This is a genomic window from Serratia sp. CY40230 (assembly GCF_052168835.1).
Taxonomy (GTDB): domain Bacteria; phylum Pseudomonadota; class Gammaproteobacteria; order Enterobacterales; family Enterobacteriaceae; genus Serratia; species Serratia nematodiphila.
In genome coordinates, this window is the sequence record NZ_JBJNLX010000002.1 from 159746 (window position 1) to 180484 (window position 20739).

Annotated in this window: 21 protein-coding genes; 12 read left to right on the plus strand and 9 right to left on the minus strand. The window is 61.7% G+C overall.

The genetic code is table 11. The features are described 5' to 3' along the window. The first annotated feature begins 186 nt into the window (after window positions 1-186). Both poxB and ltaE read left to right on the plus strand, forming a co-directional pair. A complete protein-coding gene (gene poxB / locus ACJ8IJ_RS07910; protein WP_079451014.1) occupies window positions 187-1908 on the plus strand; it encodes a ubiquinone-dependent pyruvate dehydrogenase in 1722 nt (573 codons plus the stop codon). A 77-nt stretch (window positions 1909-1985) separates the two neighbouring features. Beyond that, entirely contained in the window at window positions 1986-3002 is a 1017-nt protein-coding gene (ltaE, locus tag ACJ8IJ_RS07915) for a low-specificity L-threonine aldolase (protein WP_160204144.1), read from the plus strand. A gap of 29 nt (window positions 3003-3031) precedes the next feature. On the opposite strand, the gene ACJ8IJ_RS07920 is transcribed toward ltaE, so the two are convergent. After that, a complete protein-coding gene (locus ACJ8IJ_RS07920) occupies window positions 3032-3727 on the minus strand; it encodes an N-acetylmannosamine-6-phosphate 2-epimerase (RefSeq protein ID WP_342578494.1) in 696 nt (231 codons plus the stop codon). After that, entirely contained in the window at window positions 3724-5280 is a 1557-nt protein-coding gene (locus tag ACJ8IJ_RS07925; RefSeq protein WP_442518511.1) for a PTS transporter subunit EIIC, read from the minus strand. Before ACJ8IJ_RS07925 ends, ACJ8IJ_RS07920 begins: the two co-directional genes overlap by 4 nt. Window positions 5281-5447: 167 nt before the next feature. Between ACJ8IJ_RS07925 and ACJ8IJ_RS07930 the strand changes: the two genes are divergently transcribed. Continuing rightward, a complete protein-coding gene (locus ACJ8IJ_RS07930) occupies window positions 5448-6275 on the plus strand; it encodes a MurR/RpiR family transcriptional regulator (protein WP_442518512.1) in 828 nt (275 codons plus the stop codon). Here ACJ8IJ_RS07930 and ACJ8IJ_RS07935 read toward each other — a convergent pair whose 3' ends face one another. After that, window positions 6276-6623, minus strand: a complete 348-nt coding sequence (locus ACJ8IJ_RS07935) for a DUF1294 domain-containing protein (RefSeq protein ID WP_046897057.1) — start codon at window positions 6621-6623, stop codon at window positions 6276-6278. A 149-nt stretch (window positions 6624-6772) separates the two neighbouring features. Here ACJ8IJ_RS07935 and ACJ8IJ_RS07940 point away from each other — a divergent pair, with 149 nt between their 5' ends. Both ACJ8IJ_RS07940 and ACJ8IJ_RS07945 read left to right on the plus strand, forming a co-directional pair. Beyond that, window positions 6773-8212, plus strand: a complete 1440-nt coding sequence (locus ACJ8IJ_RS07940) for a DUF2867 domain-containing protein (protein ID WP_442518513.1) — start codon at window positions 6773-6775, stop codon at window positions 8210-8212. 158 nt (window positions 8213-8370) lie between these two features. Continuing rightward, window positions 8371-9381, plus strand: a complete 1011-nt coding sequence (locus ACJ8IJ_RS07945) for an NAD-dependent epimerase/dehydratase family protein (protein WP_004928393.1) — start codon at window positions 8371-8373, stop codon at window positions 9379-9381. Here ACJ8IJ_RS07945 and ACJ8IJ_RS07950 read toward each other — a convergent pair whose 3' ends face one another. Next, window positions 9382-10218, minus strand: a complete 837-nt coding sequence (locus ACJ8IJ_RS07950) for an N-acetylmuramoyl-L-alanine amidase (RefSeq protein ID WP_265261166.1) — start codon at window positions 10216-10218, stop codon at window positions 9382-9384. Between the two features lie 187 nt (window positions 10219-10405). On the opposite strand from ACJ8IJ_RS07950, the gene ACJ8IJ_RS07955 reads away from it, so the two are divergent. Then, window positions 10406-11953, plus strand: coding sequence for a DUF3300 domain-containing protein (locus ACJ8IJ_RS07955; RefSeq protein ID WP_442518514.1), 1548 nt, complete (start codon window positions 10406-10408; stop codon window positions 11951-11953). A gap of 53 nt (window positions 11954-12006) precedes the next feature. Here the strand turns inward: ACJ8IJ_RS07955 and ACJ8IJ_RS07960 are convergent, their stop codons facing one another. After that, a complete protein-coding gene (locus ACJ8IJ_RS07960; RefSeq protein ID WP_004928400.1) occupies window positions 12007-12330 on the minus strand; it encodes a heavy metal-binding domain-containing protein in 324 nt (107 codons plus the stop codon). Between the two features lie 159 nt (window positions 12331-12489). Here ACJ8IJ_RS07960 and ACJ8IJ_RS07965 point away from each other — a divergent pair, with 159 nt between their 5' ends. The 6 genes from ACJ8IJ_RS07965 (at window position 12490) to artJ (ACJ8IJ_RS07990) (ending at window position 17114) form a co-directional block, all read left to right on the plus strand. Next, entirely contained in the window at window positions 12490-13032 is a 543-nt protein-coding gene (locus ACJ8IJ_RS07965) for a lipoprotein (protein ID WP_015377301.1), read from the plus strand. A gap of 262 nt (window positions 13033-13294) precedes the next feature. Beyond that, a complete protein-coding gene (artP, locus tag ACJ8IJ_RS07970) occupies window positions 13295-14023 on the plus strand; it encodes an arginine ABC transporter ATP-binding protein ArtP (RefSeq protein WP_004928406.1) in 729 nt (242 codons plus the stop codon). 32 nt (window positions 14024-14055) lie between these two features. Next, window positions 14056-14787, plus strand: a complete 732-nt coding sequence (gene artJ / locus ACJ8IJ_RS07975) for an arginine ABC transporter substrate-binding protein (RefSeq protein ID WP_131164435.1) — start codon at window positions 14056-14058, stop codon at window positions 14785-14787. A 9-nt stretch (window positions 14788-14796) separates the two neighbouring features. Then, on the plus strand, window positions 14797-15513 hold the full coding sequence (gene artQ / locus ACJ8IJ_RS07980; protein ID WP_004928413.1) for an arginine ABC transporter permease ArtQ: 717 nt from the start codon (window positions 14797-14799) through the stop codon (window positions 15511-15513). Beyond that, on the plus strand, window positions 15513-16181 hold the full coding sequence (artM, locus tag ACJ8IJ_RS07985; protein ID WP_004928418.1) for an arginine ABC transporter permease ArtM: 669 nt from the start codon (window positions 15513-15515) through the stop codon (window positions 16179-16181). Before artQ ends, artM begins: the two co-directional genes overlap by 1 nt. 198 nt (window positions 16182-16379) lie before the next feature. Beyond that, entirely contained in the window at window positions 16380-17114 is a 735-nt protein-coding gene (gene artJ / locus ACJ8IJ_RS07990) for an arginine ABC transporter substrate-binding protein (protein ID WP_442518515.1), read from the plus strand. Window positions 17115-17146: 32 nt separating this feature from the next. Here artJ (ACJ8IJ_RS07990) and rlmC read toward each other — a convergent pair whose 3' ends face one another. The 4 genes from rlmC to potH all read right to left on the minus strand — a co-directional run bounded on the left by rlmC (window position 17147) and on the right by potH (window position 20735). Next, on the minus strand, window positions 17147-18277 hold the full coding sequence (gene rlmC, locus ACJ8IJ_RS07995) for a 23S rRNA (uracil(747)-C(5))-methyltransferase RlmC (protein WP_442518516.1): 1131 nt from the start codon (window positions 18275-18277) through the stop codon (window positions 17147-17149). 69 nt (window positions 18278-18346) lie between these two features. Beyond that, on the minus strand, window positions 18347-18826 hold the full coding sequence (locus ACJ8IJ_RS08000) for a YbjO family protein (protein WP_015377294.1): 480 nt from the start codon (window positions 18824-18826) through the stop codon (window positions 18347-18349). A 104-nt stretch (window positions 18827-18930) separates the two neighbouring features. Beyond that, the gene (potI, locus tag ACJ8IJ_RS08005) at window positions 18931-19776 is read right to left on the minus strand and encodes a putrescine ABC transporter permease PotI (protein ID WP_004938644.1); all 846 of its coding nucleotides are present in this window, start codon (window positions 19774-19776) and stop codon (window positions 18931-18933) included. Next, entirely contained in the window at window positions 19773-20735 is a 963-nt protein-coding gene (potH, locus tag ACJ8IJ_RS08010; RefSeq protein WP_021504359.1) for a putrescine ABC transporter permease PotH, read from the minus strand. Before potH ends, potI begins: the two co-directional genes overlap by 4 nt. Between the last annotated feature and the right edge of the window lie 4 nt (window positions 20736-20739).

The window sequence follows — 20739 nt, forward strand, 5'->3', positions numbered from 1 at the left end:
TCGCCGCGATGGGGCATTTATCGGCAAGCTCCCCGCGGCCAGCCCGGTTACACTTTTCCCCGTCCTACGCTCTTTACCCTTCCTGACCGCATCTCGTCCACAGCCGGTAAGCTATGCTTGCAGTTGTTCTGCTGCCACTCACCGGATCGAGTCCACATCGTTTTTCAAACCTTGTTTGGGGGAACCATGAAGCAAACCGTAGCCACACTGATCGCCAAAACGCTGGATCAAGCCGGCGTAAAACGCATTTGGGGCGTGACCGGCGATTCGCTCAACGGCCTTAGCGACAGCCTGCACCGCATGGGCACCATCGAATGGCTGGGCACCCGCCATGAAGAGGTGGCCGCCTTCGCCGCCGGCGCCGAAGCCCAGCTTACCGGCCAGTTGGCGGTGTGCGCCGGTTCCTGCGGCCCCGGCAACCTGCACCTGATCAACGGCCTGTTCGACTGCCACCGCAACCATGTGCCGGTGCTGGCGATCGCCGCGCATATCCCTTCCAGCGAAATCGGCAGCGGCTACTTCCAGGAAACCCATCCGCAGGAGCTGTTCCGCGAATGCAGCCACTATTGCGAGCTGGTTTCCAACCCGGAACAGCTGCCGCGCGTGCTGGAGATCGCCATGCGCAAGGCGATCCTCAATCGCGGCGTCTCGGTGGTCGTCTTGCCGGGCGACGTGGCGCTGCGCATGGCGCCGGAAGACGCGCCCCTGACCTGGCATACCCCGGCGCTGCCGCTGGTGCAGCCGCCGATGAGCGAGCTGAACAAGCTGGCGGAAACGCTGAACAAAGCGAAGAACATCACCCTGATGTGCGGCAGCGGCTGCGCCGGCGCGCACGATGAAGTGGTCAAGCTGGCCGAACTGCTGCAGGCGCCGGTGGTCCACGCGCTGCGCGGCAAAGAACATATCGAATGGGATAACCCGTACAGCGTCGGCATGACCGGACTGATCGGTTTCTCCTCCGGCTACCATGCGATGATGAACGCCGACACGCTGGTGCTGCTCGGCACCCAGTTCCCCTATCGCGCGTTCTACCCCACCAACGCCAACATCATTCAGATCGACATCAACCCCGGCAGCATCGGCGCGCACTGTCCGGTCAACATGGCGCTGGTGGGCGATATCCACACCACCCTCACCGCCCTGCTGCCGCAGCTAGAGCCGAAGCGCGACCGGGCGTTCCTCGACAAGGCGCTGGAGCATTACCGCAACGCGCGCAAGGATCTCGACGGGCTGGCGACCGCCAACGACGACCAGCCGATCCACCCGCAGTATCTGGCGCAGCAGCTCAGCCACTATGCCAGCGACGACGCCATCTTCACCTGCGACGTCGGCACGCCGACGGTATGGGCCGCCCGCTACGTGAAAATGAACGGCAAGCGCCGCCTGCTCGGTTCGTTCAACCACGGTTCGATGGCCAACGCCATGCCGCAGGCGATCGGCGCTCAGGCCACCGCGCCGGATAAACAGGTGATCGCCATGTGCGGCGACGGCGGCTTCACCATGCTGATGGGGGATTTCCTGTCGCTGGCGCAGCTCAAGCTGCCGGTGAAAATCGTGGTGTTCAACAACAGCGTGCTGGGGTTCGTGGCGATGGAGATGAAGGCCGGCGGCTACCTGACCGACGGTACCGATCTGCATAACCCGGACTTCGCGGCGATCGCCAACGCCGCCGGCATCAAGGGCATCCGCGTGGAAAAAGCCTCCGATCTGGACGGCGCGCTGCAGGAGATGTTGGCGCATCCCGGCCCGGCGCTGCTGGACGTGGTCACCGCCAAGCAAGAGCTGGCGATGCCGCCGCAGATCAAGTTCGAACAGGCGAAAGGCTTCAGCCTGTACATGCTGCGCGCCATCATCAACGGCCGCGGCGACGAAGTGGTTGAACTGGCGAAAACCAACTGGCTGCGCTAAGCAAGCTGCCCCGATAAAATAAAGGGTATATGATGCCATGTACCCTTTTTTCCTCTCCCTTACATTCCAGGAACCCTATGCTTATCGATCTACGCAGCGACACCGTTACCCGCCCCAGCGCCGCCATGCGCCAGGCGATGGCTCAGGCAGAGGTCGGCGACGACGTCTATGGCGATGACCCGACGGTCAACGCGCTGGAGGCCGAGGCGGTGCGCCTGTCAGGCAAAGAAGCGGCATTGTTTCTGCCCAGCGGCACCCAGGCCAACCTGGTGGCGCTGCTGAGCCACTGCCAGCGCGGCGATGAATACCTGGTCGGCCAGCAGGCGCACAACTACAAATACGAAGCCGGCGGCGCAGCGGTGCTGGGCAGCATCCAGCCGCAGCCGATCGAGGCCGACGCCGACGGCACGCTGCCGCTGGACAAGCTCGCCGCCGCCATCAAACCCGACGATATCCACTTCGCCCGCACCCGGCTTTTGAGCCTGGAAAACACCATCAGCGGCAGAGTCTTGCCGCAGGCCTACCTGCAGCAGGCGTGGCAGTTTACCCGCGAGCGCCAGCTGGCGCTGCATATCGACGGCGCGCGCATCTTCAACGCCGCCGTGGCGCTGAACCTGCCGCTAAAAGAGATCGTGCAGTACTGCGACACCTTCACCATTTGCCTGTCGAAAGGGTTGGGCGCGCCGGTCGGCTCGCTGCTGTGCGGCAGCGAGGCTTTCATCCAACGCGCGCTGCGCTGGCGCAAGATGACCGGCGGCGGGCTGCGCCAGGCCGGCATTTTGGCGGCGGCCGGCCTTTACGCGCTGGAGCATAACGTCGCGCGGCTGCGCGAAGACCATGACAACGCGGTCTGGCTGGAGCAACAGCTGCGGCAGATCGGCGTGGAGATCGCCGAACCCGGCGCGCAGACCAACGTGCTGTACCTGCGCCAAACGCCGGCGCTGGCGGCCAAATTCGGCCCGTGGATGCGCGAACGCGGCGTGCTGATCAGCAGCGGCCCGCTGACGCGCATTCTGACCCACCTCGACGTCAGCCGTCAGGATCTGCAGCGGGTGGTCGAACTGTGGCGGGAATTTCTTCAGCAGCACGCCTGATTTCCCCTCCCGGTGCGCCGGGAAGTCTCTTATCGCCCGCCGATGGCGTCGACAAAGCGGCGGGTGATCTGTTGCGGGCGGGTAATGGCGCCCCCTACCACCACCGCATGCGCCCCCAGCGACAGACAGCGCGCGGCCATCGCCGGCGTTTCGACATTGCCTTCAGCGATGACCGGCACCGATACCGCCGCCAGCACCGCACGCAGAAAGCCGAAATCGTTATCCGCCAGTCGGGCGCCCCGGCTTTCGGCGGTATAACCGTACAGCGTGGTGCCCACACAGTCGAAACCCAACCTGGCGGCCTCTTGCGCCTCCTCCAGGGTGGCGATGTCCGCCATCAGCAACATCCGGGGATACCTGGCGCGGATCGCGGCGACCAACGCCGCCAGCTGCAACTCCCCCGGCCGCGGGTGGCCGGTGGCGTCCAGCGCGATCATCTGCGGCGCCGCCGCCATCAACTCATCGATTTCACGCAGGGTCGGCGTAATGTAGACGTCGCTGCCCGCATAATCGCGCTTTATGATGCCGATGACCGGCAGCGCCACCGTGCGCATAATAGCGTTGACGTCTTCGACGCCGTTGGCGCGGATCGCCGCCGCGCCGCCTTGCTCGGCCGCCAGCGCCATGCGCGACATGATAAAATCGCTGTGCAGCGGCTCGTCGTCCAGCGCCTGGCAAGACACCACCAGTCGCCCCTCAATCTGCTGCAAAATGGAAAGCGTCATAAATCCAACAACTCCTCGACTTCGTTTTTAATGATGGTGACGTGCGGGCCGTAGATCACCTGAACACCGTTGCCGCGAACGATAACCGCCCGTGCGCCGCTGGCCTTCAGCCCGCTTTCGTCCAGTAACCGGCTCTGTTTCACCGTCACGCGCAACCGCGTGGCGCAACAATCCAGTTCGACGATATTCTCTTTGCCGCCCAGCGCCGCCAGCACCTGCTGCGAGCGTTCGGTGCCCGTCATCACCGCTTCCGGCGCGGTTTCCGCCTCGCGCCCCGGCGTTTTAAAGTTGAAGCGCAGGATCAGGAAACGGAACGTGAAGTAGTACAGGAAGAACCAAGGCACCCCCGCCAGCGGGACGTACATCCAGTGGGTTTTCGCTTCACCCTGCAGCACGCCGAACAGCATGAAATCGATAAAGCCGCCGGAGAACGTCTGGCCGATGGTGATATGCAGGATGTGAGCGATCATGAACGCCAGGCCGTCGAACAGCGCGTGCACCACGTACAGCGCCGGCGCGACAAACAGGAACGAGAATTCGATAGGTTCGGTGATGCCGGTCAGAAACGAAGTCAGCGCCGCCGACAGCAACAGTCCGCCGACGCGTTTGCGGTTCTCGGGACGCGCACTCTGGTACATCGCCAGGCAGGCACCGACCAGGCCGAACATCATGGTGATAAAACGGCCGGACATGAAACGCGCCGTGCCGATATAGAACTGCTGAGTATTCGGGTCGGCCAACTGGGCGAAGAAAATGCGCTGTGTGCCTTCCACCAGCTGTCCGTTGATCACTTCGCTGCCGCCAAGCGCGGTGGTCCAAAACGGTAGATAGAAGATGTGATGCAGGCCGAACGGCCCGAGCATGCGCAATACGAAGCCGTAGATAAAGGTACCGAGATAGCCGCTGGCGTCTACCAGCCCGCCCATGCCGAAGATCAACTGTTGGAAATGCGGCCACACCACCGTCATCAGGGCACCGACCGCCATCGCCGCCAGCGAGCTGACGATCGGCACAAAGCGCGAGCCGCCGAAGAAACCCAGGAACGGCGGCAGCGCTATCTTGTTGTAGCGGCCATGCAGATACCAGGTCACCAAACCGATGACCACCCCGCCGAACACCCCGGTCTCCAGCGTCTGGATCCCGAGAATCGTTCCCTGCCCCACCGCGCCCGCGTTCTGCGTGGCCAGCGTGCCGTTGATTTTCAACAGCGCATTGATGGTGGCGTTCATCACCAGATAGGCGATCAGCGAGGCCAGCCCCGCCGTGCCCTTGTCGCTTTTGGCCAGCCCCACCGCCACGCCGACCGCGAACAACACCGCCAGGTTGGCGAACACGATAGCACCGGCACTGGCCATCACGGTAAATATGCTTTGCAACCAGCCGACGTCGAGGAAGGGATACGCCTCGACGGTATTGGGATTGGACAGCGCACCGCCGATCCCCAACAGCAGGCCGGCCGCCGGCAGCACGGCGATCGGCAGCATGAACGACTTGCCGAACCGCTGGGCTTTTTCGAACCAGCCGCCGGAGCGCGGCAATTCTGGTGTTGACATAAATTTTCCCCCGATATCATTTTTATGATGAAAATTTTTACCACATTAAAATTGTTTTAATGAAAAATTTATTCATAACGATGATCGGCTTCACAATCCGTCGATTTCACTGGCGAGCCGCGGCGTCTTTCCGCCACAATAGAAAAGGGAATACTCAGAAAGGTAACGTGATGAATACAGGCAACTTGTTATTGCGGCTGCGGCAGAATTTGGCGGGGTACAGCCCCACGCTGCAAAAGCTCGGCAACTATCTTCTTGCGGAGCCCTCCCGCGCCGTTTACCTGACCATCACCGAACTGGCGCGTGAAAGCGCCACCAGCGAAGCCAGCGTCACGCGGCTGTGCCGCCATCTCGGCTGCAAAGGCTATACCGAATTTAAAATGGCGCTGGCCCTCAGCTTGCAACAAAGCCAGCCGGAAGCGGCGACGCGCCAAAGCGCGGCGGAAAATTTGGTGGAAGAGAGCGTACAGGCGCTGCGGGATACCGGCGCGCTGTTGGATCCGCAGGCGCTGCAACAGGCGGCGGACAGCTTGCAACGTTGCGCTTCGGTACAGATTTACGGCGTCGCCGCCAGCGCCATCATCGGCGACTTCCTGCACTACAAGCTGTTGCGCCTCGGCAAACCGGCGCAGCTGTTCAGCGACATGCACCGGGCGGCGATGAATGCAGCCTCGCTGAGTGAGCGGGATCTGCTGATCGTCATCTCCAGCTCCGGCTCAACCAAGGACGTGCTGCATGCGGTGACGTTGGCCAAAGGACGCGGCGCACGCGTGATCGCCGTCAGCAATACCCAACGCAGCCCGCTGGCCAAGATGGCGGATACGCTGCTGGTGGCGGCCAAACCGGAAGGGCCGCTGACCGCTGGCGCCCTGCCGGCCAAGGTCGGCGCCATGCTGCTGGTGGAGTTGATGATCGCCGAACTGACTCAGCGCGATCCCGCCTACGCTCAGGCGATGCAGACCACCGCCAGCGCGACTCTATCGCTGCTGCTGTAATCAGAAGATCCAGCGGCCGTAAACCCAGTACCACAGCCCCAGCACCGCCGCCAGGTTGAGCGCCACGCTGAGGATGAACCAGGTTTTAAACGGCTGCTTCTGGGTCTTGTGGCGAAACAGCTGCTGCGCCAGCAACGCGCCCAACCAGCCGCCCAACGCGCCGAACAGCAACAGCGTCGCCTCCGGCACCCGTCGCCATCCCTTACGGGCCGCCAGCTTATCGCCGCCATAGATCAGAAACGTCAGCAGGTTGGCCGACAGCAGCCACATCCACACCGGATGCGGCGAGAACAGGCTGGCGATCAGCGCCAGGCCCAGCAGGGCGTAACAAATCACATTGAGTTTCATGACATCCGGTCTTCGTTCGATAAGGGGCGCGTAGTGTGAACCTGCGCCGCGGCGGATGCAACCGGCTTATACCCATACAAAAAGTGCATTTAAACCCTGAATTTGGCATCCTGTCGTTCTGCGATTCTTTCACCGCACAAGGCGGCACGATGACACCCCAACGCGTACTGGTTCTTGGAGCCAGCGGCTATATAGGCCAGAACCTGATCCCGCACCTGATCGAACAAGGGCACCAGATTACCGCCGCCGCGCGGCGCATCGAGTGGCTGCAGGAGCAAAACTGGCCACAGGTCAACTGCCTGTATGCCGATCTGTACCGCCCGGAAACCCTGAGCGCGGCGCTGTGGGAGATAGATACGCTGTACTATCTGGTGCACGCGATGGGCGACGGCGACGACTTTATCGAAAAGGAGCGCCAGGCGGCGGAAAATCTGCGCGACGCACTGCGCAATGCCGGCGTCAGGCAGGTGATCTTCCTTGGCGCGCTGCAGCCGAACGACGACAGTTCGCCGCACCTGGCGGCCCGCCGCCTGACCGGCGAGATCCTGCGCCAGAGCGGCGTGCCGGTCACCGAGCTGCGCGCCGGCATCATCGTCGGCCCCGGCTCGGCGGCGTTCGAAGTGATGCGCGACATGGTCTATAACCTGCCGGTGCTGACGCCGCCGCGCTGGGTGCGCTCGAAGTCGTCGCCGGTGGCGCTGGAGAACCTGCTGGTTTATCTGGCCGATCTGCTGGCGCACCCGGCGCAGGAACACCGCATCTTCGATGTCGCCGGGCCGGAATACCTCAGCTATCAGGATATGTTCAAACGCTTTATCGCCATCAGCGGTAAACGGCGCTGGCTGATCCCGATCCCCTTGCCGACGCGGCTGATTTCAGTGTGGTTCATCAGCCTGATCACCTCGGTGCCGACGCCGATCGCGCGCGCGCTGATCCAGGGACTGAAGCACGATCTGCCCGCCGACGGCCGGCCATTGCAGGCCCTGATCCCACAACGGCTGCACACCTTTGATCAGGCGGTCACCACCACGCTGCAGCGCGAGCTGGAAGTGGTCGATTCCGCCGACTGGGGCTACGATCCGGCGGCGCGGGCCCGCTGGCGCCCCGGCTACGGCTATTACCCGAAACAGGCCGGTTGCGCGCTGGACACCGCCGCCTCCAGCCAGGCGCTGTGGCAAACGGTGCAGCAGCTGGGAGGCGAAGAAGGCTATTTCTACGCCAATATCCTGTGGCGGATCCGCGCCCGCATGGACGACATGATCGGCAACGGCGTGGTCTATGGCCGCCCGGCGCGCGCGGCCCTGGCGCTGGGCGACGAGATCGACGGCTGGAAAGTCATCACGCTGAAGCCGCTGCGGCAGCTGGCGCTGCTGTTCGGCATGAAGGCGCCCGGCCTGGGGCGGCTGAGCTTCACCATCACCGATCACGGCGATCGCCGCACGCTGGACGTGCGCGCCTGGTGGCACCCGGCCGGCTTCAGCGGGCTGCTGTATTGGTTCGCCATGATGCCCGCGCATCTGTTTATTTTTCGCGGCATGGCGAAGCGCATCGCCGAGCTTGCCGAGAACCTGGACCGCCAACAGCGCTGAACGGCGCTCATTTGTCGATCAACCGCACAGTTTGCCGCTGTGCTTCGGGGCTTTCCGATTGCATAGCGCACGAAATCACGGAAGAATGGCATCTTATTTGCTGGGAGCGCCGCAAGCGCCCGCCGGTATTCCGATTTTGGGTGAGAATAGAGTCCGTTATGAAGGTATTGGTCACCGGTGCCACCAGTGGGTTAGGCCGTAACGCCGTTGAATATCTGCGCCGCCAGGGCATCAAAGTGCGCGCCACCGGTCGCAACCAGGCGATGGGCGGCCTGCTGGAAAAAATGGGCGCGGAGTTCATTCATGCCGATCTCACCAACCTGATCTCTTCGCAGGCCAAAGCGATGCTGGCGGACGTCGATGTGCTGTGGCACTGCTCCAGCTTTACCTCGCCCTGGGGCACCGAAGAAGCCTTCGAACTGGCCAACGTCCGCGCTACCCGCCGCCTCGGTGAATGGGCGGCGGCCTATGGCGTGGCGCAGTTCATTCACATCTCCTCCCCGGCGATCTATTTCGATTACCACCATCACCGCAACGTAACCGAAGACTTCCGCCCGCAGCGCTACGCCAACGAATTCGCGCGCAGCAAGGCCGCCGGCGAGCAGGTGATCCAGCAACTGGCGCTGTCCAATCCGCAGACCCATTTCACCATTCTGCGCCCGCAGGGCCTGTTCGGGCCGCACGACAAGGTGATGCTGCCGCGGCTGCTGCAGATGATCAAACGCTACGGCAACCTGCTGCTGCCGCGCGGCGGCGCGGCGATGGTGGACATGACTTACCTGGAGAATGCGGTGCACGCCATGTGGCTGGCGACGCTAAAAGAAGACACGCCGTCCGGCCGCGCCTACAACATCACCAACCAGCAGCCGCGCCCGCTTCGCACCGTGGTGCAGCAGCTGATCGACGATCTGGGCATGAAGTGCCGCATCCGCTCCGTCCCCTATCCGATGCTCGACATGATGGCGCGCGGCATGGAGCGCCTGGGCAGCAAAAGCGAAAAGGAGCCGGTGTTGACCCACTACGGCGTCGCCAAACTCAACTTCGACCTCACGCTCGATACCACCCGCGCGCAGCAAGAGCTGGGCTATCAGCCGATCGTCTCGCTGGAAGAAGGCATCGCGCGCACCGCCCGCTGGCTGAAAGATCACGGCAAACTGCACGGCCTGTAATCAACGCCACGCGCCGTACTTCACCAGCAGCGCATCGATAATCGCCTCACTCTCTGCATCCGGCTCGCCGCGAACATCGTCGGGCCGGAAATGCATCTGAAACGCCGCCAGCACATTGCGCTGCTGCCGCGCATCCCACGACGGGTCGATCGCGTAGCCGTAACGCGCCAGCTTTTCGAGCAGCGATGCCATCGGCACCGGCGCCTGTCTGTCTCGCCCCGCCAGCAGTCGCTGCACGTCTGCCTCGTCCGGCCAGGCACCGATGCCGGCCTGCGCCAGTTGCCGCCAGGGGAACAGCGGGCCGGGATCCTGTTTGCGCTGCGGCGCGATGTCGCTGTGCCCCACCACGTCCTGCGGCTGGATGCCATAGCGTTGGATGATGTCACGGCTCAGCGGGATCAGCACGGCGATCTGCTCCGCCGTATAAGGCTGCCAGTGGGTGAACAGCATGCTGCGGGTGAACCCCTTGTTGACGATTTCGATGCCGATCGAGGTGTCGTTGAGGTTGCTGCGGCCGCGCCAGGCGCTGGCGCCGGCATGCCAGGCGCGCATCGCCTCCGGCACCAACCGGTACACCGTCGGTTTGCCGTGTTCGCGCTGCGGGTGCGCCGGCAACAGGTAGTGCGCGCTGACATGTTCGTCGGTCAGCGTTTTCAGCGATGAATGGAAATCTTCCGCCGTATAGTGCATCACCAGAAAGCGAATGCGCTGATCGGCGCCCTGCGCCTGGTGCAGCGTCTCGAGCTGGTAAGCGCCGCGATCGACGAGCGTGTCCTGCTGCGGATTTTGGCACCCCGCCAACAGCGCGGCGGCGATGATCCCTGGCCAAATTTTCACTTATCCTCCTGATTGACGTCCGTGAAAGATGTAACGCGACGCGATTGACCTGTATCCAATCATCACGCTCATCGAGAAATAATGACAGATAGCGCCGATGTGCAAGCGAGTGTTGCTCCCGGCTGGCGGCCTTTCCCGCCCATGATAGTCTCAAAGTATCATCTGCGCTGAAAGAGCGGAGTCGAACATGTTCACGCCACGCTATCTGTCCTGGTTGCTCTGTGCCGCCATGTTGCCGCTCAGCGGCTGCGATCGGCAAAAAGTCGCTGACGCGATGGGCGGGAGCGCCCCGCCCTCGGTCGCGCCCGCCGCGAGTATCAGTGCGCCGGCCTATGCGCCGCTGAGCGCCGATCAGCTGTACCAGTTGGTCAGCCCGGTGGCGCTGTTCCCCGACAAGCTGCTGGCGCAGGTGTTGGCCGGCGCGGGCTATCCCGACCAAATCAGCGCTGCGGATGCCTGGCTGGCGCAAAACCGCGGGCTGCAACCGGCGGCGCTCAGCTCGGCGGCGGATGCGCAACCCTGGGATCCCAGCGTGCGCGGCCTGGTGCAATTCCCCGACGTGCTCGATCAAATGGCGAAAAACATCCCCTGGACCACCGCTCTGGGCAGCGCCTACCTCAACGATCCTACGGACGTGATGAACGCCATTCAGGTGATGCGTCAACGAGCGGCCAGCCAGGGCACGTTGAAAAACACCCCGCAGCAGCGCATCGTCGTAGCGCCGACGACCCGTTACGTTGAGCAGCAGCCCTATCGCCAGCGCGTAGTGGCGGCGCCGGGCGAAACCATCGTCATCGAGCCCAGCCAGCCGGATACGATTTACGTTCCGCATTACGATCCCTGGGAGGCCTACGGCACGCCGATCCAGGCTTATCCAAGCTATCAATATCAGCCTTCCGGCTACAGCGGCGGCGACATGCTGGCGGCCGGCGTGATCAGCTTCGGCGTCGGCATCGCGGTGGCCTCTTTACTCAACCAGCACAACAGCGGCTGGCACAACTGGGATATGCGCTGGGACGATCGGCGCCAGCCGGTGGTCTACCGCAATGCGCCCTACGTGTCGCATTCCACCACCGTGGTGAATCGCGTCACCAACATCAACCAATATCACAACGTAAACAATGTGAATCGCAGCACCACCAGCACGGTGAACAACTACAATACCGCCGCCGCACCAACGCCGCGTTTCAGCCAACCGGTGCCTAACGCTGCGCTGCAACAGCCGCGCGTCGCGCCTGCGGCCCACGCGCCGATGACCATGCCGCACTTTGCGCATACTCAGCCGGTGGCGCCTCACGTACAGCAGCCGGTAGCGGCCGTCCCGCACGTGCAACAACCGGTCAACGCGCCCCATGTGCAGCAACCGATGAGCATGCCGACGTTCACGCATGCCGCGCCGGCAGCGCCTCACGCGCAGCAACCGATGGCCGTGCATTCAGCGCCGCTACAGACACATTTGCTGCAGACCGCCGCACCAGTGCATCAATCCACCGTGCGGCCACAGGTTCAGGCGGCATCGCACGTTGTACAGCCGGCAGTGCATGAGCCGGCCGCAACGCTGCATTCGACGGTGGTTCGCCCAGCGGCTGTGCCGCAAGAGCGTATCATGCCGCATGCGGCCCCGGCGCCGCAGCTCCATCAGACGTCCGTTCAGCCTGTGCCGCATCGCCAGGAGCCGGCGCCCACGAAGCCGCAGGAACACCGCCCAATCGTCGAGCAGCACAAGGTGGGATAAATCAAGAGGATGTCGCCCCGGCGGAATGGCCGGGGCGAAAAGAAAGCATGGCGTTAACGGCTGACTTTCACCGCGGTGCCGCTGACGGTCACCATCAGCATGCTGCCGTCTTTGCCAACGGTTTCATAATCGATATCAATACCCACCACCGCGTTGGCGCCCAGCTCTTTCGCCTGGTCTTCCAGCTCTTCGAACGCGATCAGGCGCGCCTTGCGCAGCTCTTTCTCGTAAGCGCCCGAACGGCCGCCGACGATATCGCGCACGCCGGCGAAGAAATCACGAAAAATGTTGGCGCCGAGGATCGCTTCGCCGGTGACGACGCCGCAGTATTCGGTGATGGTAAACCCTTCCAGGGTCGGGGTAGTTGAAAGCTGCATCAGAACTCCTTGTTTGATTAATTCAACGTATCTATGACCAGAAGATTGGCATTATGTTCGCTTAATCAATGGCACGCAGTACGAATGCAAGGCCAAAAAACGCATTTATACTGTAAGCTATCGGTCTTCATGGTAGAGACTTTCACATAAGGTAATAAGATGAAAACAAAAACGATTGCGGCTGTTTTACCCTTAGCGCTGTTGCTGAGTGCCTGTACCACGGTGGAACCGGCATACAAGGATATCGGCACCCGCAGCGGCAGCTGTGTGGAAGGCGGCCCGGATACGGTCGCGCAAAAGTTCTATGACCTGCGCATCCAGCAGGGCGCCGGCCTGCCGGACAGCAACCGCCTGGCGCAGCTGCAGCCTTATCTGAGCAAAGTGCTGTATCAGGATCTGGTCAGCACCGCTCAAAACCCGGGCAAGCATCAGATTACCGGCGATCTGTTCTCCGGCAATGCGCAGGGGCCAAGCAGCGCATCCGTCGCCAGCGCCTCGACCATTCCTAACACCGATGCGAAGAACATCCCGCTGCGCGTTGACCTGAGCTACCAGAAAGACGCCAACAGCACCGTGAACTGGCAGGACGAAGTGCTGATGGTGCGCGAAGGCACCTGCTGGGTGGTTGATGATATTCGCTACCTGAATGTTCCAGCGCACGCCACCAACGGCAGCGTACGCCAGGTGCTGGAAAACCAGTAACCCGCCTCCCCCGGCCGACGCGGGCTTGCCGCGTCGGTCATCCCGCCGCCCGTCTACCGCTCGAATTTCGTCCAATAGAAAAAATTTCGCTACCGATCTCACAGCCTGCGCCACAAATCCCCTCCCTCGGCTTGAGTCGCGGTATCTTGTGCTAATCTTTTACTGTCCCGCCGCACACTCATAAATTTTAACGCACAAAGATTGCATAAGTATTCTGCGGAAGTTAACATTTGCGGCATCAATGTCTATTCAATTCTGGCGCATGAGTATTCAACTTAACGGTATCAATTGCTATTACGGCGCTCACCAGGCGCTGTTTGACATCACGCTGGAATGTCCAGCCGGGGAAACCCTGGTGCTGCTTGGCCCAAGCGGCGCCGGGAAAAGTTCATTGCTGCGGGTGCTGAACCTGCTGGAAATGCCGCGTTCGGGCCAACTGCAGATCGCCGGCAACCAATTCGACTTCAGGCAGGCGCCGGGCGAGAAAGCCATTCGCGAACTGCGCCAAAACGTCGGCATGGTGTTCCAGCAATACAACCTGTGGCCTCACCTCACCGTGGTTCAGAACCTGATCGAGGCACCTTGCCGCGTGCTGGGTCTGACCAAGGCTCAGGCGATGGAGCGCGCCGACAAGCTGCTCAAGCGTCTGCGCCTGACCGACTTCGCCGATCGCTTCCCGCTGCACCTTTCCGGTGGCCAGCAGCAGCGCGTGGCGATCGCCCGCGCCCTGATGATGGAGCCGCAGGTGTTGCTGTTCGATGAACCGACCGCAGCGCTGGATCCGGAAATCACCGCCCAGATCGTCAGCATCATTCGCGAACTGGCCGGCACCGGCATCACGCAGGTAATCGTCACCCACGAAGTGGAAGTGGCGCGCAAAACCGCCAGCCGCGTGGTGTACATGGAAAACGGCCACGTAGTGGAGCAAGGCGACAGCAGCCACTTCACGCAGCCGCGGACCACCGAGTTTGCTAATTACTTATCACACTAACAATTAACTTGCTGTAATTTGGGGAGTTTGCGATGAAAAAACTAATAATCGCCGCCGTTCTGGCCGGCATCAGCGTTTCCGCCTCCGCAGCCGAAACCATCCGTTTCGCTACCGAAGCCTCCTATCCTCCGTTTGAATTTATTGACGCCGGCAACAAGATTCAGGGTTTTGATGTCGATCTGGCCAACGCGCTGTGCAAAGAAATGCAGGCCGAGTGTACCTTCACCAACCAGGCGTTCGACAGCCTGATCCCGAGCCTGAAGTTCAAGCGTTTCGATGCGGTGATGGCGGGTATGGACATTACGCCGGAGCGTGAGAAGCAGGTGCTGTTCACCAAGCCTTACTACGATAACTCGGCGCTGTTCATCGCGCAGAAAGGCAAAATCGCCGACGTGGCGGCGCTGAAAGGCAAGAAAGTCGGCGTGCAAAACGGCACCACCCACCAGAAATACCTGACCGACAAGCACCCGGAAATCACCACCGTGCCTTACGACAGCTACCAGAACGCCATTTTGGATCTGAAGAACGGCCGCGTTGATGCGGTGTTCGGCGATACCGCGGTGGTCAATGAGTGGCTGAAGCAGAATAACGCGCTGGCGGCAGTGGGCGCCAAAGTGACCGACAAAGACTACTTCGGCACCGGCCTTGGCATCGCGGTGCGCCAGAAGAACACCGATCTGCAGGGCAAGTTCAACGCCGCTCTGGACAAGATCAAGCAGGATGGGACCTATGAAACCATCTACAAAAAATGGTTCCAGCAGTAATACGCCCAAATGAATGAATTACAACCTTTAGCAAGCGCCGCCGGCATGACCGTCGGCCTTGCCGTTTGCGCCCTGATCCTCGGGCTGATTCTGGCGATGCTGTTCGCCGTATGGGAATCGTCCCGCTGGAAAGCGGTCAGCTGGCTCGGCACCGCCTGGGTGACCGTGTTGCGCGGCCTGCCGGAAATCCTGGTGGTGCTGTTTATCTATTTCGGCTCGTCGCAGCTGCTGCTGATGCTCTCCGACGGCTTTACCCTCAACCTCGGTCTGTTCCAGCTGCCGATTCAGTTGGCGATCGACAATTTCGAAGTCAGCCCGTTCCTGTGCGGGGTGATCGCTCTGGCCCTGCTCTATTCCGCCTACGCCTCGCAGACGCTGCGCGGCGCGCTCAAAGCGGTGCCGCAGGGGCAGTGGGAATCCGGCCAGGCGCTTGGACTGAGTAAGGCGGCGATCTTCTTTCGCCTGATCATGCCGCAGATGTGGCGCCACGCCCTGCCCGGCCTCGGCAATCAGTGGCTGGTGCTGTTGAAAGACACCGCGCTGGTGTCGCTGATCAGCGTGAACGATCTGATGCTGCAAACCAAGAGCATCGCCACCCGCACCCAGGAGCCTTTTACCTGGTATGTGATCGCCGCGGCCATCTACCTGCTGGTGACGCTGTTCAGCCAATACGTCATCAAACGCATTGAGCTGCGCGCCACGCGCTTTGAGCGGGGGCCGGCCTGATGATTGAGTATTTACCGGAGATCCTCAAAGGGTTGCACACCAGCCTGACGCTGACCGTCGCCGCGCTGATCGTCGCGCTGGTGCTGTCGCTGCTGCTGACGGTGATCCTGACGCTGAAAACGCCGATCCTGACGCCGTTGGTCAAGGTTTATGTGACGCTGTTCACCGGCACGCCGCTGCTGGTGCAGATCTTCCTGATCTACTACGGCCCCGGCCAGTTCCCGGCGATCCGCGACTACCCTTGGCTGTGGAACCTGCTATCGCAGCCCTGGCTGTGCGCGATGATAGCGCTGGCGCTGAACAGCGCGGCCTACACCACGCAGTTGTTCTACGGCGCGGTGCGCGCCATTCCCGCCGGGCAGTGGCAATCGTGCGAAGCGCTTGGCATGTCGCGCCGGCAGACGCTGCGCATTCTGCTGCCGTTCGCCTTCAAGCGCGCGCTGTCGTCTTACTCCAACGAAGTGGTGCTGGTGTTCAAAAGCACCTCGCTGGCCTATACCATCACGCTGATGGAAGTGATGGGCTACAGCCAGCTGATGTACGGCCGCACCTACGACGTGATGGTGTTCGGCGCCGCCGGCCTGGTGTACCTGTGCGTCAACGGCCTGCTGACGCTGCTGATGCGCTTGGTGGAGCGCCGCGCGCTGGCGTTTGAACGCCGCAACTGAGGCCGCCGCCCCCATGAGCCCCGCCATTGTGCGGGGCTTTTTTTACCCTCAATGCAATATTTAATCATTTATATTGCATTTTAATTCACTCAATGGCAGGGTTAACAACAGGCATTCGCGCAAAAACCTCTGGCGATTACCAGTAAAAACAAACGATAGCGAATAATCACTTTCAGGATCCAGACAGGAGCTCTACGCATGAAAAAACTGCTGCTTGCCGCGACGATGTTGGCCGGGATGACCTTTAACGCCACCGCGGCCGAAACCATCCGCTTCGCCGCCTCCGCCACCTACCCACCGTTCGAATCGCTCGACGCCAACAACCAGATCGTCGGCTTCGATATCGATCTGGCCAACGCGCTGTGCAAGCAGATGCAGGCGCAGTGCACCTTCACCAACCAGGCGTTCGACAGCCTGATCGCCGCGCTGAAATTCAAGAAATACGATGCGGTGATTTCCGGCATGGACATCACGCCGGAGCGCAGCAAACAGGTCGCTTTCACCCAGCCTTACTACGCCAACTCGGCGATCGTGATCGCGCAAAAAGGCAAGTTCAGCTCGCTGGCGGATCTGAAAGGCAAAAAGCTCGGCATGGAAAACGGCACCACCCACCAGAAATACATGCAGGACAAGCACCCGGAGATTCACACCGTTTCTTACGACAGCTACCAGAACGCCATTCTGGAGCTGAAAAACGGCCGCATCGACGGCGTGTTCGGCGACACCGCCGTGGTGAACGAGTGGCTGAAAACCAACCCGCAGCTGGCGCCGGTAGGCGAGCATATCACCGATGCACAATACTTCGGCACCGGTCTCGGCATCGCGGTGCGCCCGGACAACCAGGCGCTGCTGGCCAAGCTGAACGCCGCGCTGGACGCCATCAAGGCCGACGGCACCTACAAGGCCATCAACGACAAGTGGTTCCCGCAGTAAGCAATAAGGCCCGGATAACCGGGCCTTATGTTTTATAAACGCCGCACCAGCAGCGTCAGCACTTCGTAGTGCGAGGTATGCGGGAACATGTCGAACAGCTGCACCCGTTCGATGCGGTATCCCGGCAACATCTCGATATCTTTCGCCATGCTCTCGGCGTTGCAGCTCGAATAAAGAATATAGTCCGGCGCCATCCGGCTCAAATAGCCGCACAGCGCCTGACCGATGCCGCGCCGCGGCGGATTGACCAGCACCAGCTGCGGCACCTGGCCTTCGGCGGTGGCGAAGCGGGTGGAATCGAGCGCCTGAAAATCTACCTGCAACAACCCTAACCGCTGCGCCGACTGGCGCGCGCAGGCGATCGCCTCCGCGCTGATTTCGATGCCGGTCAACCGCGTCTGCGGCTGCGCGCAGTGCAAGCCGAAACCGCCGACGCCGCAGAACAGATCCCACATGCTGTCGATACCCAGCGCGCGCACCCAGTCGCGGGCGGTGGCATACAGATCGGCGGCCACCTGCGGGTTGGTCTGAAAGAAGCTTTGCGGGCGGATGAACAGCGGCACCTGATTGAACTGTTCCTCCAGCGCCTGCTGTTCGGTCAGCGCGATCTCGCGCTCCCCTTCCATGATCGCCATATGCACCGGTTGAATATTGGCGGAGATCACCCTGAGCTGCGGAAGCTGCTGCTGCAGCCACGGCAGCGCGGCGCGCAGCTGTGTCAGTTTGGTTTCCGAGCGCAGCACGAAACGCAGCATCACGCCGCCGTCGAGCGTGCTTTCGGTCAGCAGCAGGTATTTCAGCTCGCCGCGTTTGCGCGCCACGTTATACGGCGTCAGGCCGGCGCGGGCGATAAAGCTTTTCAGCACCGCAAACATCGGCGCAAAACCGGCGGGGTACAGCGGGCAGTCGCTCAGATCGACCGGCGTGCCGTCGCGGTGCAGCATGCCGAGCAGCGGTCGCTCCACGCTGCCGCTGACCACCATCTTGGCTTTATTGCGAAATGCGCTCAGTTCCCCCGCCACCGGCTGCAGCCACTGCGCGACGTCGCGCCCGGCCAGCAGCGATTGCAGGTGATGCTGTTTGTCGGCCAGTTGCTGCGGATAGGGCTTTTCCAGCCACTGACAGGAACGGCAGGTGCCCGCCGTATACAAAGCGCAATGCATGAAGATTACCGTGAAGTTCAGGATGACGAATTAAGGGCGCAGAGTTTACCACTCCGCGCGCCTAAAATCTCACTTGCGCGCGGTGAAGAAACGGCGGCTGGCGGCAGGAACGAACAGCAACGCCAGGATCACCACGTCGGGGATCTTTTGCAGGATCAGAACGTGCAGGATTTGGCCGCTGGTTTCCCCCTCTACGGTGAACACCTCGGGGAAGACGCTGCCGATGGTGGCCAACAGCAGGTAAAGCACCACGATACACTGGCAGACCACATAGCCCCAGCGCCCCCAATTGCGGCCGCGCATCACCGCAAAGCCGCAGCTGATTTGCAGGCACAGCAGCATCAGGCCGGCCAGAAAGATAAAGGTGGAATCCCACGCCTGCGCGCTGGTGTTGACGAACTCCTGCGCGCCGTCGACGCCCAGCTCACCCAGCAGCAGCACCACGCTGATACACTTGATCGCCACCATGGCGGTGCCCGCCACCATCACCGGCACCGGCGCATCCGAAGTCGATCCCATTCCCTGCCCGCTTTTCAGCATGTCTGACATATCCGTGTTCCGCTACGACGCGCCACCTATACAGGCGGCGCATGTAAAGTCAGGTAGTTAGTTGCAATACTTATTGATTGCAAAAATAGCAGGTTTGTTACGATTCAGCTACGGGCCGCCCGCTGCAATTCACGCGATCGTTGTTTTTCCGAGCGCGCCATAAACCACCAGGCGATCAGGCCGAGGATGCCCACCACCAGCAGGATCAGGCTGGCCAACGCGTTAATTTCCGGGTTCACCCCCATGCGCACGCTGGAGAACACCAGCATCGGCAGCGTGGTGGCACCCGGGCCGGAGACGAAGCTGGCGATCACCAGGTCATCCAGCGACAGGGTAAACGCCAGCATCCAGCCGGAGATCAGCGCCGGCGCAATCATCGGCAAGGTGATGACGAAGAACACCTTCAGCGGCGGCGCCCCCAGATCCATTGCCGCCTCTTCAATCGAGCGATCCACCTCGCGCAGACGCGAGCTGATGACCACCGCCACATAAGCGGTACAGAAGGTGACATGCGCCAGCCAGATGGTAAACATGCCACGTTCCGACGGCCAGCCGAAGGCATGTCCCATCGCCACGAACAGCAGCAGCAGCGACAGGCCGGTGATCACGTCCGGCATCACCAGCGGCGCGGTCAGCATAAACGCGAAGCCGGTCGAACCGCGAAAGCGGCCGAATCGCACCATCACCACGGCGGCGATGGCCCCCAGTACCACCGCGGCGGTGGCGGAGGCGGCGGCGATGGTCAGGCTGAGCCCCACCGCGCTGATCATCGCCGAATCGTGGAACAGTTCGCTATACCAGCGCGTGGACCAGCCGGCCCACACCGTCACCAGCTTGGAGCTGTTGAAGGAGTAGATCACCAGCATCAGCATCGGCGCATACAGGAAGGTAAAGCCGACAGTCAGGATGGCGATGCGCCACGGTGAACGCACTACCGGCAAGTTGTTCATTCCTGCCCCCCTATTTCCTTGTTCTGGTGTTTGTGGAACCACAAAATTGGCACGATCAGCAACAGCAGCATGATGGTGGCGACCGCAGAGGCCACCGGCCAGTCGCGGTTATTGAAGAACTCCTGCCACAGCACGCGGCCGATCATGATGCTGTCCGGCCCACCGAGCAGTTCCGGGATCACGAACTCCCCCACTGCCGGAATGAACACCAGCATCGAACCGGCGATGATGCCGCCGCGCGTCAGCGGCACGATCACGCTGAAGAAGGTTTTCAGCGGCCGGGCGCCCAGATCCAGCGACGCCTCCACCAGCGAGTAATCCAGCCGGATCAGCGCCGTGTAAATCGGCAGCACCATAAACGGCAGATAGGAATAAACGATGCCGATATACACCGCCAGGTTGGTGTGCAAGATCACCAGCGGTTGATCGATCACCCCTAGCCACATCAGAAAGTTATTCAGCGTGCCGTTGTTTTTCAGGATCCCCATCCAGGCGTAGACGCGGATCAGGAACGAAGTCCAGGAAGGCAGGATCACCAGCAACAGCAGAATGTTGCGGGTCGACGCCTTGCTGTGCGCCACCGCCCAGGCCAACGGATAGCCGATGATCAGGCAACACAGCGTCGAGACCGCCGCCACGCGCAGCGACTGCAGGTAGGCATCGATATACAACGGATCGTCGGTCAGCTGCAGGTAGTTGGCGAAGTTGAGCGCAATGTTCAGCTTGCCGTCCACCCAGCTCATCAGCTCGGTGTAGGGCGGCACCGCCAACGCCAGCTCCGCCAGGCTGATCTTGAACACGATCAGGAACGGCAGCATAAACAGCAGCGTCAGCCATAAATACGGCAATGCGATCACCAGCTTGCGGCCGTGAGCCATCAGCAGGCGATGGAACAGGGCCTTGAGGGTGGAGGGCGTTTTGGCCGGCGGTTCCGGCGTGCGTTCAGAAAGCAGGGTCATACGG

Coding starts and splice junctions, on each gene's coding strand:
- ACJ8IJ_RS08000 (WP_015377294.1), bottom strand. CDS start 18,826: ATGTCAGACATGCTGAAAAGCGGGCAGGGAATGGGATCGACTTCGGAT.
- ACJ8IJ_RS07945 (WP_004928393.1), top strand. CDS start 8,371: ATGAAGGTATTGGTCACCGGTGCCACCAGTGGGTTAGGCCGTAACGCC.
- ltaE (WP_160204144.1), top strand. CDS start 1,986: ATGCTTATCGATCTACGCAGCGACACCGTTACCCGCCCCAGCGCCGCC.
- ACJ8IJ_RS07925 (WP_442518511.1), bottom strand. CDS start 5,280: ATGTCAACACCAGAATTGCCGCGCTCCGGCGGCTGGTTCGAAAAAGCC.
- rlmC (WP_442518516.1), bottom strand. CDS start 18,277: ATGCATTGCGCTTTGTATACGGCGGGCACCTGCCGTTCCTGTCAGTGG.
- ACJ8IJ_RS07920 (WP_342578494.1), bottom strand. CDS start 3,727: ATGACGCTTTCCATTTTGCAGCAGATTGAGGGGCGACTGGTGGTGTCT.
- artQ (WP_004928413.1), top strand. CDS start 14,797: ATGAATGAATTACAACCTTTAGCAAGCGCCGCCGGCATGACCGTCGGC.
- potI (WP_004938644.1), bottom strand. CDS start 19,776: ATGAACAACTTGCCGGTAGTGCGTTCACCGTGGCGCATCGCCATCCTG.
- artP (WP_004928406.1), top strand. CDS start 13,295: ATGAGTATTCAACTTAACGGTATCAATTGCTATTACGGCGCTCACCAG.
- artJ (WP_131164435.1), top strand. CDS start 14,056: ATGAAAAAACTAATAATCGCCGCCGTTCTGGCCGGCATCAGCGTTTCC.
- artM (WP_004928418.1), top strand. CDS start 15,513: ATGATTGAGTATTTACCGGAGATCCTCAAAGGGTTGCACACCAGCCTG.
- ACJ8IJ_RS07955 (WP_442518514.1), top strand. CDS start 10,406: ATGTTCACGCCACGCTATCTGTCCTGGTTGCTCTGTGCCGCCATGTTG.
- ACJ8IJ_RS07965 (WP_015377301.1), top strand. CDS start 12,490: ATGAAAACAAAAACGATTGCGGCTGTTTTACCCTTAGCGCTGTTGCTG.
- poxB (WP_079451014.1), top strand. CDS start 187: ATGAAGCAAACCGTAGCCACACTGATCGCCAAAACGCTGGATCAAGCC.
- ACJ8IJ_RS07935 (WP_046897057.1), bottom strand. CDS start 6,623: ATGAAACTCAATGTGATTTGTTACGCCCTGCTGGGCCTGGCGCTGATC.
- potH (WP_021504359.1), bottom strand. CDS start 20,735: ATGACCCTGCTTTCTGAACGCACGCCGGAACCGCCGGCCAAAACGCCC.
- ACJ8IJ_RS07940 (WP_442518513.1), top strand. CDS start 6,773: ATGACACCCCAACGCGTACTGGTTCTTGGAGCCAGCGGCTATATAGGC.
- ACJ8IJ_RS07960 (WP_004928400.1), bottom strand. CDS start 12,330: ATGCAGCTTTCAACTACCCCGACCCTGGAAGGGTTTACCATCACCGAA.
- artJ (WP_442518515.1), top strand. CDS start 16,380: ATGAAAAAACTGCTGCTTGCCGCGACGATGTTGGCCGGGATGACCTTT.